The organism is Gemmatimonadota bacterium (assembly GCA_040388535.1).
In the GTDB taxonomy this organism is placed as follows: Bacteria; Gemmatimonadota; Gemmatimonadetes; order Gemmatimonadales; family GWC2-71-9; genus Palsa-1233.
The window spans coordinates 49,558-65,091 of sequence record JAZKBR010000008.1; the positions used below are offsets into that span (position 1 = coordinate 49,558).

General features: G+C 65.8%; 15 protein-coding genes. 7 read left to right on the forward strand and 8 right to left on the reverse strand.

Translation table 11 applies throughout. From position 1 onward, the window contains the following. Positions 1–35 precede the first annotated feature (35 nt). A complete protein-coding gene (locus V4558_15085) occupies positions 36–515 on the reverse strand; it encodes a hypothetical protein (protein MES2306826.1) in 480 nt (159 codons plus the stop codon). Positions 516–830: 315 nt separating this feature from the next. Between V4558_15085 and V4558_15090 the strand changes: the two genes are divergently transcribed. Both V4558_15090 and V4558_15095 read left to right on the forward strand, forming a co-directional pair. Continuing rightward, a complete protein-coding gene (locus V4558_15090; protein ID MES2306827.1) occupies positions 831–1,565 on the forward strand; it encodes a PEP-CTERM sorting domain-containing protein in 735 nt (244 codons plus the stop codon). Positions 1,566–1,746: 181 nt separating this feature from the next. Continuing rightward, entirely contained in the window at positions 1,747–2,472 is a 726-nt protein-coding gene (locus V4558_15095; GenBank protein ID MES2306828.1) for a PEP-CTERM sorting domain-containing protein, read from the forward strand. Here the strand turns inward: V4558_15095 and V4558_15100 are convergent. From V4558_15100 to V4558_15120, 5 genes are all read right to left on the reverse strand, one after another. After that, positions 2,469–3,557 (reverse strand): nuclease, encoded by a 1,089-nt coding sequence (locus V4558_15100; GenBank protein ID MES2306829.1) that lies wholly within the window; start codon positions 3,555–3,557, stop codon positions 2,469–2,471. The genes V4558_15095 and V4558_15100 overlap by 4 nt on opposite strands. 214 nt (positions 3,558–3,771) lie before the next feature. Next, on the reverse strand, positions 3,772–4,596 hold the full coding sequence (gene mutM / locus V4558_15105; protein ID MES2306830.1) for a bifunctional DNA-formamidopyrimidine glycosylase/DNA-(apurinic or apyrimidinic site) lyase: 825 nt from the start codon (positions 4,594–4,596) through the stop codon (positions 3,772–3,774). Next, positions 4,596–5,894, reverse strand: a complete 1,299-nt coding sequence (purD, locus tag V4558_15110) for a phosphoribosylamine--glycine ligase (protein ID MES2306831.1) — start codon at positions 5,892–5,894, stop codon at positions 4,596–4,598. The genes mutM and purD overlap by 1 nt, the downstream gene beginning before the upstream one ends. After that, positions 5,891–6,916, reverse strand: coding sequence for a M48 family metallopeptidase (locus V4558_15115; GenBank protein ID MES2306832.1), 1,026 nt, complete (start codon positions 6,914–6,916; stop codon positions 5,891–5,893). The genes purD and V4558_15115 overlap by 4 nt, the downstream gene beginning before the upstream one ends. 68 nt (positions 6,917–6,984) lie before the next feature. Beyond that, positions 6,985–8,154: a cystathionine gamma-synthase gene (locus tag V4558_15120; GenBank protein MES2306833.1), complete on the reverse strand. Its 1,170-nt coding sequence runs from the start codon at positions 8,152–8,154 to the stop codon at positions 6,985–6,987. A 100-nt stretch (positions 8,155–8,254) separates the two neighbouring features. On the opposite strand from V4558_15120, the gene V4558_15125 reads away from it, so the two are divergent. From V4558_15125 to glmS, 3 genes are read left to right on the forward strand one after another with little or no spacing between them, the layout of a single operon-like run. Then, complete coding sequence (locus V4558_15125; GenBank protein ID MES2306834.1) at positions 8,255–9,322, forward strand: HD domain-containing phosphohydrolase; 1,068 nt, start codon at positions 8,255–8,257, stop codon at positions 9,320–9,322. 31 nt (positions 9,323–9,353) lie between these two features. After that, positions 9,354–10,715 (forward strand): phosphoglucosamine mutase, encoded by a 1,362-nt coding sequence (gene glmM, locus V4558_15130; GenBank protein MES2306835.1) that lies wholly within the window; start codon positions 9,354–9,356, stop codon positions 10,713–10,715. Positions 10,716–10,746: 31 nt separating this feature from the next. After that, entirely contained in the window at positions 10,747–12,573 is a 1,827-nt protein-coding gene (glmS, locus tag V4558_15135) for a glutamine--fructose-6-phosphate transaminase (isomerizing) (protein ID MES2306836.1), read from the forward strand. 41 nt (positions 12,574–12,614) lie between these two features. On the opposite strand, the gene V4558_15140 is transcribed toward glmS, so the two are convergent. After that, positions 12,615–13,787, reverse strand: coding sequence for a serine hydrolase domain-containing protein (locus tag V4558_15140; GenBank protein ID MES2306837.1), 1,173 nt, complete (start codon positions 13,785–13,787; stop codon positions 12,615–12,617). Positions 13,788–13,828: 41 nt separating this feature from the next. Further along, positions 13,829–14,470 carry a hypothetical protein gene (locus V4558_15145; protein ID MES2306838.1) on the reverse strand — a complete coding sequence of 214 codons (642 nt, stop codon included), beginning with the start codon at positions 14,468–14,470 and terminating at the stop codon, positions 13,829–13,831. Positions 14,471–14,521: 51 nt separating this feature from the next. Between V4558_15145 and dtd the strand changes: the two genes are divergently transcribed. Both dtd and V4558_15155 read left to right on the forward strand, forming a co-directional pair. Beyond that, positions 14,522–14,968: a D-aminoacyl-tRNA deacylase gene (gene dtd, locus V4558_15150; protein MES2306839.1), complete on the forward strand. Its 447-nt coding sequence runs from the start codon at positions 14,522–14,524 to the stop codon at positions 14,966–14,968. Next, positions 14,968–15,534 carry a Maf family protein gene (locus V4558_15155; GenBank protein ID MES2306840.1) on the forward strand — a complete coding sequence of 189 codons (567 nt, stop codon included), beginning with the start codon at positions 14,968–14,970 and terminating at the stop codon, positions 15,532–15,534. The genes dtd and V4558_15155 overlap by 1 nt, the downstream gene beginning before the upstream one ends.

The window sequence follows — 15,534 nt, forward strand, 5'->3', positions numbered from 1 at the left end:
CTAACTTACCCCCGAACTGCGGCCCCGGGTATGCGCTAGTTCGGGTCCGGTGCCGGGGCCTTTGAGAGGGGGCCGGCGCCGACGCCAGTAATCTTTCCGTTCGCGTCGAGAATCCAGCGCAGCACCACCTGATCGTCCGGCATCTCACTGAAGAGCCCAGCGTGCCAGAACTGCGGCCGACCGTTGCGACGCGTCATCTTCTCCTCGACGATGGCCGTTTCCACCCCGACACGCTCGGCGATCTGGTTCATCATCGTCCGGAGCCCGTCGATGCCGCCGACCTTTTCGATCGTCTCCGGCGCGATGACCTGGAGCAATGAGTCGGCCTTCCCAGTCAGGAACCAGCGGTTGTAGGTCTTGCCCAAGGCGAGAAAATGCGCCTCCTGTTCCGGAGTCAGCTTCGGCACCGGGGCTGGCTCGCTCGAGGCGGCCGGCGCCGTCGGGGTGGTCTGGGCGGTAAGTGGGAGAGCAAAGAGCGCGAGGCCGACCAAGGCCGGCAGGTAGCGTGCATTCATCTGGTGTTCCAGGGTTCGGGTGACAGGCCCCAAACGAGAGAAGCCAAGGGATAGTTTCGTTTTGAAACCGGCCCCATTCTTTTGGTCCGTCGTCGGTCCACTACACGGTGTCGCGCAGTGACCTTTCCTAAAGATGGATTCGCCCTTCAATCCTCCGTCTAGGACTTTCGTAACTGCTTACTGCCAAATCATTTGTATTGCCCCATCCAGCGGCTTTTCGCGCTGGATCGGGGCGCATAACTTGCCCATCCTCAAGGCACGGAGCAGTGTCGCTGAAGTGGCATTTCGGCTCCCTCTCGAAGACGGAGCACCCCAATGATTCGAAGACTCCTCACGGTAGCTGTCGCGCTGGTCGCCGTGACCGCACCTCTCCTCTCCCAGACGACCGGTCCGGTCGTCCCAGTCAGTGATTTCGGGCCACGCCCCGGTCTCACCTTTGGCGGCAGTGGCATCTCGACCGACGCAGTGATGGCCAATTCCGCGGCCAATCAGGTCGCGCTCGGCGGAGCCCACCTGTTTCTCTCGGCCACGCCGCGTTTCGCCGACCCCGCGTTGACCAATGACGGCGCCGGGCGCTTCTTCGCGCTCGCCGGAACGGACCTCAATGCACCGAGCCCGGTGGACCCGTATGCGATGTGGAATTTCGATTTCGCGATCGTGGGTGACAACGTGAACGCGTGGAACTACCGCCTGTACTACGACTTCAATCCGGCCGTCGGCAACTTCGGCGATTACGGCTACGTCGCCGTGACCCCGACGCAGGACTCGTGGAACCTCGGGATGAATTTCCTCACGGTCTCGCTGGCCGGGATTGTGGTCCCGCCCACGTTCGCAGCGTTCAATCCGAATGTCGCGGGCGAGTATGGCTTCGCGCTGGTCGCGTTCAACGGCAGCCAGGTCGAAATGGGCCGGGCCGCGATTCTCGTGAACACTGCGTTGCCGGGCGGTCCTCAGGATGTCGTGCCGGAGCCCGCCACGATGGGGCTGTTGGCGACTGGCCTGGTTGGCATGGCCGCCGCGCGCCGCCGGAAGAAGATCACCCGGAGCTGATGCCGGAGTGATCAAGTTGCACCCTGCATCGGGCCCAGACGCCCGATGCAGGGTGTTGCTGCGTCAGCACGTCGCGTCGGTGTGCGGCCGATCGCATGCGAGTCGTCCCAACTTTCGGATCCTGAAACGATGACTTTCCTCGCGTTCGCACGATCCGGCAACCGTACTCTGAGGAGTTCCAATGCACCGAAAACTGTTTCTCGCTGCCGCAGCGGCGATCGCTGTTGCTGCCGCCCCGCTCACCGCACAGACGACATCTCCCGTGGTTCCGTTGAGCGACTTCGGCCCCCGACCCGGCCTCACCTTCGGTGGCAGTGGCATCTCGACTGATGCAGTCGAGGCCAACTCAGTGGCCAATCAGGTCGCACTGGGCGGCACGCACCTGTTTCTGTCCGCAACGCCTCGGTTCGCCGATCCCGCCCTTGGGAACGACGGCGCGGGCACCTTCTTCGCCCAGGCCGGCACCGATCTGAATCCGCCGAGCCCGCTCGATCCCTACGCGCTCTGGAACTTCGATTTCGCGATCGTCGGTGAGAATGTCGAATCTTGGAACTACCGGCTGTACTACGACTTCAACCCCGCAGCCGGCAATTTCGGCGACTATGGCTACGTGGCGGTCACTCCGACCCAGGACTCCTGGAACCTCGGGATGAACTTCCTCGGAACCGCCATCGCCGGCATTGTGGTGCCGCCGACCTTCGCCGCGTTCAACCCGAACGCCGCGGGCGAGTATGGCTTCGCCCTGGTCGCATTCAATGGCAGCCAGGAGGAAGTGGGTCGCACAGCGATTCTCGTCAACACCGCCGCGACCGACGTGGTGCCCGAGCCGGCGAGCATGTCGCTGATGGCCATGGGTCTGGTCGGGATGGCCGCGGCGCGCCGCCGGAAGAAGGCCGCCCGCAGCTAGCTCCACGCCTCGAGCGGCTGGGTCCGGCGCCACGCATCGGGCCGGGTCCGGAACCAGCTCATCACCAGCAGCCGCTGGTGCAGTCGCTCCGCATCGACCCGTTCCCTGGGCGGTGCGGGGCGATTGCGTTCGGTCCGTACCACGGCCTCGAATGCTTCCCGCTCGATCGGAGAAACCGGGTCGGGATAGCAGGCGCGCACCTCGCCCCCGATGATGATGTACGCGCGCGCATCGCCGTTCGACCCCGGATCGCGGTAGACAAAGGTGAGCAGTTCGAGGGCCGTGCGCGCTCGGGTCGTCGCGGCGAGCAACCATTCGAGTGACTCGAATCGTTCACGCCAGCGGAGTGCTCCCTCGAAATCACCCGCATCGCTCCGCGTCGTCATCTCGGTGATGACCCGATCGACGGGTCGCACGCTGCGCCCGTCGCAGAACGCCGCCGCAATTTCAGCCTGCTCCCGATACGTCGACTCTACCACGAGTCCCGCGCATGGTCCGAGGCAGGTGCGGAACTCGAATCGCGGGCAAGCGGCCCGCCTGGGCTCTGCGAAGAGGTCGCCCTGTTCGGCGTACAGCATTGGCATGTCGGCGCGACAGTCGCGCAGGCCGAGGAGGTCGCTGAGAATCCGGGCCGCCTGTTGCGCGCGCCCCCGGGAGGGAATCGGTCCGTATACTCGACCGGGGTGCCGTTCTGGCGAGGTGGTGGGGAGCAGGCGCGGGGCGGGCTCGTCGGTCAGCACAAGGAAGCCGTACTGCTTCGAGCGATTCATCGCGACGTTGAAGCTGGGTCGATGCTTGCGAATCAACTTCAGTTCGTTGAGTGCTGCAGCGAATTCACTTGGAGCGTAGTCGAAGACGATGTCGCTGGCCGCGTGCAGAATGCGCGCAGCTTTGTCGTGGGGATATTCGGCCCGGAAATAGGAGAGCAGTCGGGTCCGCAGCTGCTTCGCCTTGCCCACGTAGAGCACTCGCCCGGAGGCGTCGAGCATCCGGTAGGTGCCGGGTCGATCCTCGGCCAGCCGCCGGACCCGGAGGCGCAACGCCTCGAGGTCGGCAGCAGGGAGGGCGAGGGCGAGGGAGGCCATGCCGAAAGATACGAGAAGGGAGAAGCGAGAAGGGAGAATCGAGAAGGGAGAAGGGAGAAGGGAGAAGGGAGAAGGGAGAAGGGAGGAGGGTCGAGAACGTGTCACCCTGAGCGTAGCGAGGGGGCGGAGTTCAGGCTCCCTCGACTCCGCCCGCTTCGCGGGCTGCGCTCAGGATGACAACCCCTTCTCCCTTCTCCCTTCTCGCTTCTCGTCTTCAGCTCTGGCACCGCCAGCAAAACACCGTCCCGCGCGCATCGATATCGTGGGTCGCGGCGAGGCGGGTCCCGCAGATCCGGCATGCCTCCCCTTCGCGGCCATAGACGAAGAGCTCAAGCTGGAAATTGCCCGGCTCACCGGTGCTGGTGACATAATCCCGGAACGAGGTCCCCTCGCTCGCGATGGCCGCGGCGAGAATACGCTGGACGTGGCCATGGAGGCTGCGAAGCTGGGCAACTGGCACCCGGCTGGCGGCCTTCGAGGGGTCGATCCCCGCGGCGAAGAGGGCCTCGGTCGCATAGATGTTTCCGACGCCAACGACGACCTTCTGGTCCATCAGGACTTTCTTGATCGCCGCGCGGGATTTCCCGAGCCGCTGAGCGAAGAGGTCGGCAGTGAACGCCGGGTCGAGCGGTTCCGGTCCGAGGCGGGCGTCGTAGGCGAGCCAGCCGGCTTCGTCGAGCCAGCGCAGCGTACCGATCCGGCGGACATCGCGATAAACCAGGGTCGCGCCGTCATCGAGGTCGCAACGGAGCACGGCATAGTGCAGTTCTTCGGCTGAGAGCGCTCGCTCGTATACCAGCAGTGACCCGGTCATCCCGGGCTGTACCGCGAGAATCTTCGTGTCGGTGCGCAGCAGCGCGTGCTTCGCGCGGCGATCGACCGCGGTGATCTGACGTCCAGGGAGTTCTCGCAGCAAGGTGTCCGCGCTCACGCCCTCGAGCACGTTGTCGTGCGACAGCGCGGCACTCACGATCCGTCGATCCACGAGTCGTGCCCGCAGCTGGCGGACGAGAGTCTCGACTTCAGGTAGTTCCGGCATCAGCCCTCCCTTCTCTCTTCTCCCTTCTCCCTTCTCGCAGCTTCCCGCCACCCAATGTCCCCGCGAAACTGCATCCCCTCGAAACGAATGCTCTCGGCGGCGCGCCGACTGGCGGACTGCGCCTCGGCGAACGTCGCGGCGACAGCGGTCACTGCGAAGACGCGCCCGCCGTTCGTTACGAGGGTGCCGTCCTCCCGGGAGGCCGTGCCCGCGTGGTAGACGGTGACGCCCTCGGCGAAGCGCTCGGGGAGCGTGATCGGGTCACCCTTTCGTGGCGCATCGGGGTAGCCTGCCGCCGCAACGACCGTGGTCACTGCGGCCGCGTCACGCAGGGTAAGCTCGGGCAGTGCTGCACCGCGAGCCGCGGCGTCGAGCAGCGCAGTCAGACCGGAGCCAACCAGCGGCAGGACTACCTCGGTCTCGGGATCGCCGAGTCGGCAATTGAATTCCACCACGTTCGGTGTGCCGTCGGGATGGAGCATCAACCCGGCATAGAGCACCCCGCAGAATGGCGCACCGCGTCGTTCGAGTTCGGCGAGCGCGGGGAGCAGAACCTCTCGCTCCACGCGCGCGAGCAGGGCAGGGGAAGTAAGCGCGACCGGAGCGTACGCGCCCATCCCGCCGGTGTTGGGGCCGAGATCGCCTTCGCCGAGCCGCTTGTGGTCCTGGGCCGGCGGCAGGATGCGCACTTCGCGGCCGTTGGTGACGGCCAGCACCGAAAGCTCTTCTCCGACCAGAAACGACTCGATCACGACGACATCGCCCGCGGCGCCGAATTGATGCTCACCCAGCATTGACCTCACCGTGTGAGCGGCTTCGTCGCGGGTCTCGCAGACGACGGCGCCCTTGCCGGCCGCGAGGCCTGATGCCTTCACGACCAGCGGCTCGGCATGCGTGTCGATGTACGCGAGGGCGGCAGCCAGATCGGTGAAGGTGGCGCTCGCCGCGGTGGGAATCCCGGCGGCCGCCATCACATCCTTCGCGAAGGCCTTCGACGCCTCTATTTGTGCTGCGGCGGCCCCCGGCCCGAACACGGCGATCCCCGCCGTGCGCAGCCGATCGGCGAGTCCGAGTGCCAGCGGGACTTCGGGACCGACGACGACGAGGTCGATCGAGAGGAACGCGGCGGCATCGGTGAGGCGGTCGAGATCATCGGCCGCGATCGGCAGGTTGGTAGCCAGCTGGGCCGTTCCCGGGTTGCCCGGGGCGACGTAGATCAGGTGGGACGGATCATCGGCAGCGAGGGCGTGGACGAGTGCGTGTTCGCGGCCCCCGCCGCCGACGATGAGCAACTTCACGCGGAGCCTTTCGCGCGCGCTTCCTGATAGGCTTCCTTCGCCTTCTCGCCGGCGCGCTTCGCGGCATTCTTGATGTGATCCACGGTGTCCTTGAACTCCGCCTTGTAGTGCGCCGCCGCGTCGCGCATATCGTCGCGCAGTGGGCGATCGGCCTCGGGCGTCCCGCGACGGATGTACTCGCCCCGGATGATCCGCTCGTATTCGCCCGCCTGCACCCAGCGCTGCACTTCTGCGGCGCGCACGACATTCATCGGGTGCGTGAGCGCCAGCGTCGCGACAATCTTGTAGACGATGTCGAGCCCGTCGTTGGACGCGGCGTATTCATTCGCCTGCTGCATGAACGGTTCGAGATTCAGGTCGCCAGGGCGGATGTTCGCGGTGTTGCCGCCGCCAGCCATCTTCATGAAGAGCCGCATGGTGGCCGCGAGATCCTGCGAACCGAGCAGGCCCGCACGATCGGCCGAAAGCTCTGATTTCCGCGACCACTCGAGGAACGCCATCTTCACGGGCAGCAGGATGATGCTCGCGAGCACTGGCAACACGCCGAGTGACACCAGCAGCATGATCTCGGCGATGGTACGGTAGAGCGAGTGCCCGCTCATCACGTGACCAAGCTCGTGCGCGAGCAGGACTCGCTGCTCATCGATGTCGAGCAGCTCGAGCGCCGAACTGTGAATCACGATGAAGGGGTTGTCGATGCCGTAAGCGCCGGCGTTGAACACGGGAGTCTGGGTGACGTAAAGCTCGGGGATCACTTCCCAGCCGAAGGTCGAGCAGTTCTCGACGTGCAATCCCCAGAGCGTCGGGAACTGGGTCGGCCCCACGCGAACGGCGTTGCCCTGGAAGAGCAGCTGGATGCCTCGCTCACCACCAAGGATGCCGAGAATCTTGCGAATGATTTCGTCGACGCCAGGAATGGCGCGGAGCGATTGGAGGGCGGCGCGATCGGCTGGATGTTCCCACGAGACGGCAGCAATCTCGGGCAAGGCGACGCGCGGACGGGCGGCAGGCAACGAGGTCATCACGAGCTCGACAGTTGGGGACTCACAATCCTACGCAGTCGGCCGGGGTTCTGTTTCACGATGCACCATCAGACCGCCATCGCCTGATCGAGGTCGGCCATCAGGTCGTCGATGTCCTCGATCCCGACCGAGAGCCGGACCAGGGAGTCGGTGAGCCCCATTTCGTCGCGCATCGCCTTGGGGACCGAAGCGTGGGTCATCGAGGCCGGGTGCCCCACCAGCGACTCCACCCCGCCCAGCGACTCGGCGAGCGAGAAGATCTTCGTGGCTTCCACCATCCGCTTCGCCTTGGCGACATCCCCCAGCTCGATCGACAGCATCCCGCCGAAGTCGCTCATCTGGCGGCTGGCGAGGGCGTGCTGCGGATGATCGGCCAGACCAGGGTAATAGACGCGCACCACATCCTTCCGTTCCGAGAGCCACTGGGCCAGCCGCCTGGCGCTGCGGCAGTGGGCCTTCATCCGCAGCGGCAGGGTCTTGACGCCGCGCAGGGCGAGCCAGCAATCGAACGGGCCCGGGACGCCACCAGCGGCGTTCTGGAGGAAGCCGAGCTGCTCGCCGAGGTCGTCGCGTCCGGTAATCAGGGCGCCACCCACCATATCCGAGTGCCCGTTGAGGTACTTGGTGGTGGAGTGCAGCACGATATCGGCGCCGAAGGAGAGCGGGCGCTGGAGGATCGGCGTCGCGAAGGTGTTGTCGACCACGAAGAGCAGCCCCAGGGCCTGCGCCAGGTCGCCCACGGCACGCAGGTCGGTGAGGAACATCATCGGATTCGTCGGCGTCTCGCAGAAGAGCATTTTCGTGGTCGGCCGCAGGGCGCCTTCGATGTTCCGGATCTCGCGCATGTCGACAAAAGTGAACTCGAGCCCGAAGCGCTCATAAACGCGCTGCATCAGCCGATGACTACCGCCGTAGATGTTCGCGCCGACCACGACGTGATCGCCCTTGTTGAGGAGCTTGAGGGTGGTGTCGAGCGCCGCCAGACCCGAGCCGAAGGCGAAGCCGTGGCTCCCCCCTTCGAGGGCGGTCAGGCAGCGCTCGAGGGTCTCGCGCGTGGGGTTCTGGGTACGGGCGTATTCGTAGCCCGCGTGGGGTGACCCGAGTGCGTCCTGGATATAGGTGGACGTCTGGTAGATCGGTGGCATGACCGCACCCGCCAGCGGGTCGGGCTGGTGACCCGCGTGGACCGCCAGAGTAGCGAGTCGGTGAGCGGGATCTGTATGTGCGAGTCGAGTCATGGTGGTGCCCGGCGAAAGGAGGCGGAAGGTTATGCCCCGCCTCAAGTTGGGGCAACCCGCTGATTGTCGGGACCGGCCGCCCCCGGTACTTTTTTCATGGATGGCCTCCCTGAACCCTGCTGCCTCCGGACCCGAGACCGAGCGCATCCTCGTCGTCGACAACGATGAGTACGTTCGGCGCGTCCTGACCCGGGCTTTGGCCATCGACGGCTATGAGACCTACGAGGCCGAGGGGACCGAGCAGGCCCTGGCACTGCTGGAGGAGCTGGGCGGAGTACCGCTGGTGCTGAGCGACATCCACATGCCGGGGCGCGATGGCGTCGCCTTGCTCGTGGATGTGATGGCCAAGTACCCCGATACCGCCGTAGTGATGCTCACCGGCGACGCCGACGTCGCCATGGCGGTGGAAAGTCTCAAACTCGGCGCACTCGACTATCTCGCCAAGCCGGTGCTGGTCGAGGAGCTGCAGCAACGGGTTCGTCGCGCGCTCGACAAGCGCCGGATGACAATCCAGTTCCGCGACCTGCAGAAGAACTACCAGGAAGATCTCGAGCGACAGGTCAGCGAACTCTCCCGCAAGAACCAGGAGATGTTCCTCGCCCAGGTCCAGATGGCAGTGCGGATGCTGGAAGCCAAGGACCAGTACACCCGCGGTCACTCCCACCGCGTCGCCATGTACGCCGAGGCGACCGGCCGGATGATGGGCCTCGATGAAGAACTGGTGCAGCAGATCCGCCTTGGCGGCGAGTTGCACGACGTGGGCAAGATCGGGACGCGCGATGCCGTGCTCAACAAGCCGGGCGCGCTCACCGACGAGGAATTCGCCGAGATCCGGCGGCACACCACCGACGGTGAGGAGATGCTCTCGGTGCTCCGCGAAGATCACCCCGAGGTGCTGCACATTGTGCGCTGGCATCACGAACGCCTTGATGGCTCAGGCTTTCCCGATGGGCTGCACGCCGCCGACATTCCGATGACGGCGCGAATCGTCGCCGTGGTCGATGCCTTCGACGCGATGACCACCACGCGCGCCTATCGCGAGATGCGGAAGCCGGAGCTCGCATTCGAGGAACTCGAGCGTTTTCAGGGAATGCACTTCGACCCCGACGTGGTGAAGGCGTTCCGCGCGGCCTTCCCCGATCCTTCCCTGTTGCCCTTGCCCACGTGAGCCCGCGCTCCAGTCGTGAGACCAATCGCCGATGAGTGATACCCTGATGATCTCCGTGTCCGGAATGCGCGGACACGTCGGTACCGACCTCACGCCCGAGCTCGTGGCACGGCACGCCGCGGCACTGGGCGCCTGGGTGCGCTCCCGTGGCGGACACCGGGTCGTGCTCGGTCGTGATGCCCGGACATCCGGGCCGATGTTCTCGCTCGCTGCAACGGCAGGATTCCAGTCGGTCGGCGTCGACGTGATCGACATCGGTGTGGTGCCGACCCCGACGGTGCAGATGGCGGTCGAGCATCACCGCGCCGGTGCGGGACTGATCATCACGGCGAGTCACAACCCGATCGAGTGGAACGCGCTCAAGTTCGTCGGGCCCGACGGCATCTTCCTCGACGCCGAATCTGGCGCCGTGGTGCGCCGGCTCGCGGAAGACGGACCGGATCGTGCCGGTTGGGATACCATCGGCAAACTGCTGGCTGATCCCGATGCGATCTCGCGGCATCTCGATGCGGTGCTCGCCTTGCCAGTGATCGACGTGCCGCTGATTCGCTCGCGCAATTTTCACGTTGCGCTCGACTGCGTGCGCGGCGCTGGTGGTCCGACGATGCTCGCGCTCTTCGAGCGCCTCGGCGCGCGGGTCAGCGGCATCAACCTCGAGGCCGACGGGCGCTTCCCCCGGGAGCCCGAGCCGATCCCCGAAAACCTCGGTGAACTCGGTGCCTTCGTGGTGAAGAGTGGCGCCGACCTGGGGATGGCCGTGGACCCTGACGTGGACCGCCTCGCGCTGGTCGACGAGCGTGGCCACCCGATCGGCGAGGACTACACCCTCGCCCTCGCCGTTCGCGCCGTGCTCGCCCGGCAACCCCGGAGCGCGGCGACGCCAGCCGTGGTGGTCAATCTTTCGACCTCGCTGGTCGTGGAAGACGCGGCGCGCGACGGCGGCGCGCGATTCGTCAGGGCGCCGGTGGGCGAGGCCAATGTTGCCCGGAGCATCGTGGCGGAAGGCGCTGTTATTGGCGGAGAAGGGAATGGCGGGGTGATCCTGCCCGCGCTCCACGTCGGGCGGGATGCCCCGCTGGGGGCGGCCCTCATCTTGCAACAGCTGGCGGCATCCGGACTGGGGCTGGCAGCACTCGTGGCCGCCTCCCCACGGTACGTAATCGTCAAGGCCAAGTCTCCCCGTGGGGGCGACCTCGAGGCACAGTACGCCGCCCTGCGGGGGATTTTCCCGGATGCGGCGGTCGATACCCGCGACGGGCTGCGGCTCTCGTGGCCCGATCGCTGGCTGCACGTTCGTCCGTCGGGGACGGAACCTATCGTTCGACTCATCGCCGAAGCGCCGACTGGTGCCGAGGCCGAAGCTTTGGTGGCGAAGGCCCGCGGGGCGCGCTGAACGCGCCTCGCCCGAGAGGAGAATCACGCGCATGTGTGGAATCGTCGGATACGTCGGACCGCGGCAGGCCGCGCCCATCCTGATGGAAGGGCTGCGACGGATGGAATACCGCGGCTATGACTCGGCTGGCATCGCCGTGCTCAACGGAGATCTGCTCGACGTCCGCAAGGCTGCCGGAAAACTCGGCGTGCTGGCGCAGGAGCTCGTCGGCAAGATGCCAGTGGGTACCACCGGCATCGGGCACACGCGCTGGGCGACCCACGGCGGGCCTACCACTCCGAATGCGCATCCGCACCTCGACCAGACCGGCCGGATCGCCCTGATCCACAACGGCATCATCGAGAATGCGCCCGCGATCAAGAAGGCGCTGCTCGCGCGCGGTCACACCTTCACTTCCGAGACGGACACCGAGGTGCTGGCGCACCTGGTGGGCGAGTTCTACGACGGGAACATCGAGGAAGCGGTCGCGGCGGCGCTGCGAGATGTCGATGGCGCCTACGGGATCGCGGTGATCTGCACCGAAGAGCCGAACACGCTCATTGCGGCGCGCAACGGCTCGCCGATCATCCTCGGCATCGGCGAGGGCGAGAATCTGGTCGCGTCGGATCAGTCGGCGCTGGTGGAGCACACCCGCTCGGTGATCTACCTCGACAACGGCGAAATGGCGGTGGTGACCCCCGAAGGCTATCGGGTCCGCACCCTCACGACGCGTGAAGTCGACAAGCCGATCAATCAGATCGAATGGGATCTCGCGACGATCGAGCGCGGCGGCTACGAGCATTTCATGCTCAAGGAGATCTTCGAGCAGCCGGAAAGCCTTGCCAACACGATGCGTGGGCACCTGCTCGAGGAGAGCGGCAACGTCCGCGTCTTCGGCCTCAAGATTTCCGACGAGCAGGCGAAGGGAATCAAGCGGATCATCATCACCGCGTGCGGGACGTCGTGGCACTCGGGGCTGATCGGCAAGTACATGATCGAGGAACTCGCGCGCATCCCCACCGAGGTGGAATACGCCTCGGAATTCCGCTATCGCAATCCGATCGTTGACGAACACACGCTGGTCATCGCCATTTCGCAATCGGGCGAAACGGCCGACACCCTCGCCGCGCTGACCGAGGCGAAGAGCCGTGGCGCGCGCACGGTGGGGCTGGTGAATGTGGTGGGTTCGACCATTGCACGCGAAGTCGATGGCGGACTCTTCCTGCGCTGCGGCCCTGAAGTTGGCGTTGCGAGCACCAAGGCGTTCACGTCGCAGGTCGCAGCACTGGCGATGGTCACGCTCCGCTTCGCCCGGCTGCGCAACATGTCGCTGCTCGATGGGCAGCGCTATGTCGCGGCGCTCAACAAACTGCCGTCACAGATCGCCGAGATCCTCTCCCGCGCCGACGAAGTGAAAGTGCTGGCCGATCGCTTCGCGGATGCGACCAACGCGCTCTACCTCGGCCGCGGCGTGAACTTCCCGGCGGCGCTCGAAGGGGCGCTCAAGCTCAAGGAAATTTCCTACGTGCACGCCGAGGGATATCCGGCGGCCGAGATGAAGCACGGGCCGATCGCGCTGATCGACGAGAATATGCCGGTGGTGGTCGTGGCGCCGCGGGATGCGGTGCACGCCAAGATCGTCTCGAATGTGCAGGAAGTCCGGGCGCGCGGCGGCAAGGTGATCGCGATCGTGAACGCGGGCGACGAGGAGATCTCTCGCCTGGCCGAGGCCACGTTCATCGTGCCGGAGACGCTCGACCTGTTGACGCCGATCCTGACGGTGATTCCGCTGCAGCTCTTTTCGTACTATGTCGCGCTGCGTCGCGGGTGCAACGTCGACCAGCCGCGGAACCTGGCGAAGAGCGTGACGGTCGAGTAAACGGACGGCGGCTGAAGTCGCGGCTCGGCTGCCGTTCATCCTCATTTCACACTGCGCAAGACGTCAATCCCCGCCTTCATCGTCGACTGGAATCCCTGTTGATACGCCATCCCGTTGACATCGGAGTCGGTGTTCACGACACCGATGATGGCGGTGTGACGCTCCGGGTCGAGGTAGAGAAAGGCACGGAAGCCGGCCTGACTCCCCGTGTGACCCACGAAGCGCCGCTCGCCTTCCTTCTCGATGAAGAAGGAGAGCCCCATCCCTTCGGTGCCGGCCTGCACGATCGGCGTCCACATCCGTTCAAGCGAGGCGTGTGGCAGGATCTCGGCGTACGTTGCCGCGTGCGCGCTATCGCCCGCCGCCGCTCCCATCAGGAAGCCGGTCCACTTCGCGAGGTCACCTATCGGCGCGTTCCAGCCGCCGTTCGGGATCGTGACCCCGGGGTTGAAGTCGCGACCGTTCGCCTTGACCGAGCCGTCTTTTTGCACCGTGTAATTGTTCGAGCGCCAGCGCGCGAGGTGATACGGCGTGCTCCCGAAATAGCTCGTGGTAATCCCCAGCGGCGAGAAGAGATTCTTGGTGACGTAGCTCTCCCACGGATCTCCCGTGATCTGCTCGACGACGCGCGCGAGATAGATGAATCCCGGATTGCTGTAGCCGTACCGCGAGCCCGGCGCGAACACCAGCTGCATATAGGGCATCATCGCGACCAGCTGCGACCATTCGGTCGGTTCGAACGGCTCCCACGATTCTCCCTTGGTCCACGGCCAGGTCGGATTCTGCAATCCGGAGGAATGCGACAGCAGCATCCGGATGGTGATCTGGTCCATCGACCCGAAGGTGCTGTGCACCTTGCGCAGATCGGGAATCCATTTCGTGATGGCGTCGTCGAGTGTCACCTGATTCCGCTCGATCTGCTGCATCACCGCAATCGCCGTGAGCGTCTTGGTGATCGAGCCCCAGTGCCAGATCGTCGCGGCCTCGGCCTTCTCGCCGCGCTCCTTGTCGCCGAACCCCACGTAGTGCTCGGCCACGACCTTGCCATCGCGCACGAAGGCGATCCCGCCACCCACGAGATGACTCACGGAGGCGAACGAGTCGAGGGCCTGCGTTGCTGCAGGCCAGGCATCGGGAAGGGGCATTGTCGGCTTCTGGCGCTGGGCGCCGAGCGAGATCGGAAGGAGGGCAAGTGCGACAACGAGGCGGCGCATCGGCTGTCCTGGAATGAAGTGGAGTCCACTCCAAGATCCGCTCAGCGGGGGCTGCCGGCAAGCGCGACCCCAAGCAGGAGGCCCGCCCGGTAGCCATGTCGACTACTGTATCCCTCGGGGAGTTCTTCTTCGCGGAAGAGGGATTGCCCCGCGATCCCCTCGGCCCGCACCAGCGCACTCCAGCGCCGGGTGAGCGGTACGTCGAGCTCGAGTGAGGCGCGTGCCGCAGCGCGCCAGCGCGCCTCGCCGTCGGCCAGTGCAAATGCCCACCGTTCATAGATCGCTCCGGCGCCGGCGTAGAGAGCTGGCCCCGCGGTGCTTGCCGCGATGCGACGCGACAGCTCGGCCCCGACGCCCGAGGCCGAGAGGGCGCCGCGAGTCACGACCGACGCGCTCGCTCCTCGCACCGCGAGATCGCTGGTGATGCGGTGCCCTTCGACGGCCACTCGCCACGGCCCGTGTTGCCGCGCGACACCGGCGACCAGGTTGACTGGATGGTCGGGGAGAATGGCGGGCCGATCGGGGTCGACGGCATCGAGGGAATGCCCGGCCGTGACCGCCGGCCCGGCGGCGAGGGAGAAGCGCCACTGGGCGGTGAGTCGCGGCGTGATGCCAACGGCAAGGAGAAGGAGCAGGGTAGAACGCATCGTGACCTCGGCGAGGAAGAGAGTCGCCACGATCACTGGGCGGGATCAACGCACGCTCAAATCACCGCCCTCGTTACCTTTTCCCCCATGCGCATCGTGTTGCAGCGGGTCAGTGAAGCCAGCGTACGCATCGGCGGCGACGTTGCCGGCGCGATCGACCGCGGCTTTCTCGTGCTGGTGGGTTTCAGTCCGTCCGACTCGGCGGTCGAAGTTGCCTGGATGGCCGAAAAAGTCATCGGCTTGCGACTCTTCGCCGATGCCGAGGGGAAGATGAATCTGGACCTCGCGGCGGTCGGCGGCGCGCTGCTGGTGGTGTCGCAGTTCACGCTCTATGGCGATGCCGCGAAGGGGCGCCGGCCCTCGTTCATCGACGCGGCCCGCCCGGAAATCGCGATTCCGCTGTACGAGGCCTTTGTCGCCGCACTCCGGGCCAGCGGCGTGACCGTGGCCACCGGCGAGTTCGGGGCCGACATGCAGGTTGCCCTGACCAATGACGGACCCGTGACCCTGCTACTGGAGCGCAACGCATCGTGATGCCGACCATCGTGCTGGCCTCTGCTTCACCGCGACGGAAGCAGCTCCTCGAAATGCTCCGACTGCCGATCCTGGTGACGCCAGCGGACGTCCAGGAGATCCCGCTGCCCCGCGAGAAGCCGCTCGACTATTCCCGGCGACTCGCGCGCGACAAGGCGCGCGCCGTGCCCGGTCGGCTGGTGCTTGGCGCCGACACCATCGTCGTGCTCGATGACCAGATTCTCGAGAAGCCGGCCGACGATGCCGACGCGTTGCGAATGCTGCTGGCATTGCAGGGGCGAAGCCATACCGTAGTCACGTCGATCTGCCTGCTCGCCGATGGCCGTCAGCTCGATGCTGTTGACCAGACCCAGGTGACCTTTCGGGCTGCCGACGCGGAGTATCTCCGCCGCTACGTGGCGACGGGCGAACCGCACGACAAGGCCGGTTCCTACGGCATTCAGGGCTGGGGCGCTGCGCTGGTGGAGCGAATCGACGGCGACTTCTTCAGCGTGATGGGGCTGCCGGTGCGGCTGGTGCTGCAGTTGCTCGAAGAGGCGGGGTATCCGTACCAGTTCGGCGGCTAG

Bases quoted from the DNA above. Each gene is read 5' to 3' on its own strand.
- V4558_15140 (MES2306837.1), bottom strand. From the start codon at position 13,787: ATGCGCCGCCTCGTTGTCGCACTTGCCCTCCTTCCGATCTCGCTCGGC.
- glmM (MES2306835.1), top strand. From the start codon at position 9,354: ATGAGTGATACCCTGATGATCTCCGTGTCCGGAATGCGCGGACACGTC.
- V4558_15100 (MES2306829.1), bottom strand. From the start codon at position 3,557: ATGGCCTCCCTCGCCCTCGCCCTCCCTGCTGCCGACCTCGAGGCGTTG.
- V4558_15115 (MES2306832.1), bottom strand. From the start codon at position 6,916: ATGACCTCGTTGCCTGCCGCCCGTCCGCGCGTCGCCTTGCCCGAGATT.
- dtd (MES2306839.1), top strand. From the start codon at position 14,522: ATGCGCATCGTGTTGCAGCGGGTCAGTGAAGCCAGCGTACGCATCGGC.
- glmS (MES2306836.1), top strand. From the start codon at position 10,747: ATGTGTGGAATCGTCGGATACGTCGGACCGCGGCAGGCCGCGCCCATC.
- V4558_15095 (MES2306828.1), top strand. From the start codon at position 1,747: ATGCACCGAAAACTGTTTCTCGCTGCCGCAGCGGCGATCGCTGTTGCT.
- V4558_15120 (MES2306833.1), bottom strand. From the start codon at position 8,154: ATGACTCGACTCGCACATACAGATCCCGCTCACCGACTCGCTACTCTG.
- V4558_15125 (MES2306834.1), top strand. From the start codon at position 8,255: ATGGCCTCCCTGAACCCTGCTGCCTCCGGACCCGAGACCGAGCGCATC.
- V4558_15090 (MES2306827.1), top strand. From the start codon at position 831: ATGATTCGAAGACTCCTCACGGTAGCTGTCGCGCTGGTCGCCGTGACC.
- V4558_15085 (MES2306826.1), bottom strand. From the start codon at position 515: ATGAATGCACGCTACCTGCCGGCCTTGGTCGGCCTCGCGCTCTTTGCT.
- V4558_15155 (MES2306840.1), top strand. From the start codon at position 14,968: ATGCCGACCATCGTGCTGGCCTCTGCTTCACCGCGACGGAAGCAGCTC.
- mutM (MES2306830.1), bottom strand. From the start codon at position 4,596: ATGCCGGAACTACCTGAAGTCGAGACTCTCGTCCGCCAGCTGCGGGCA.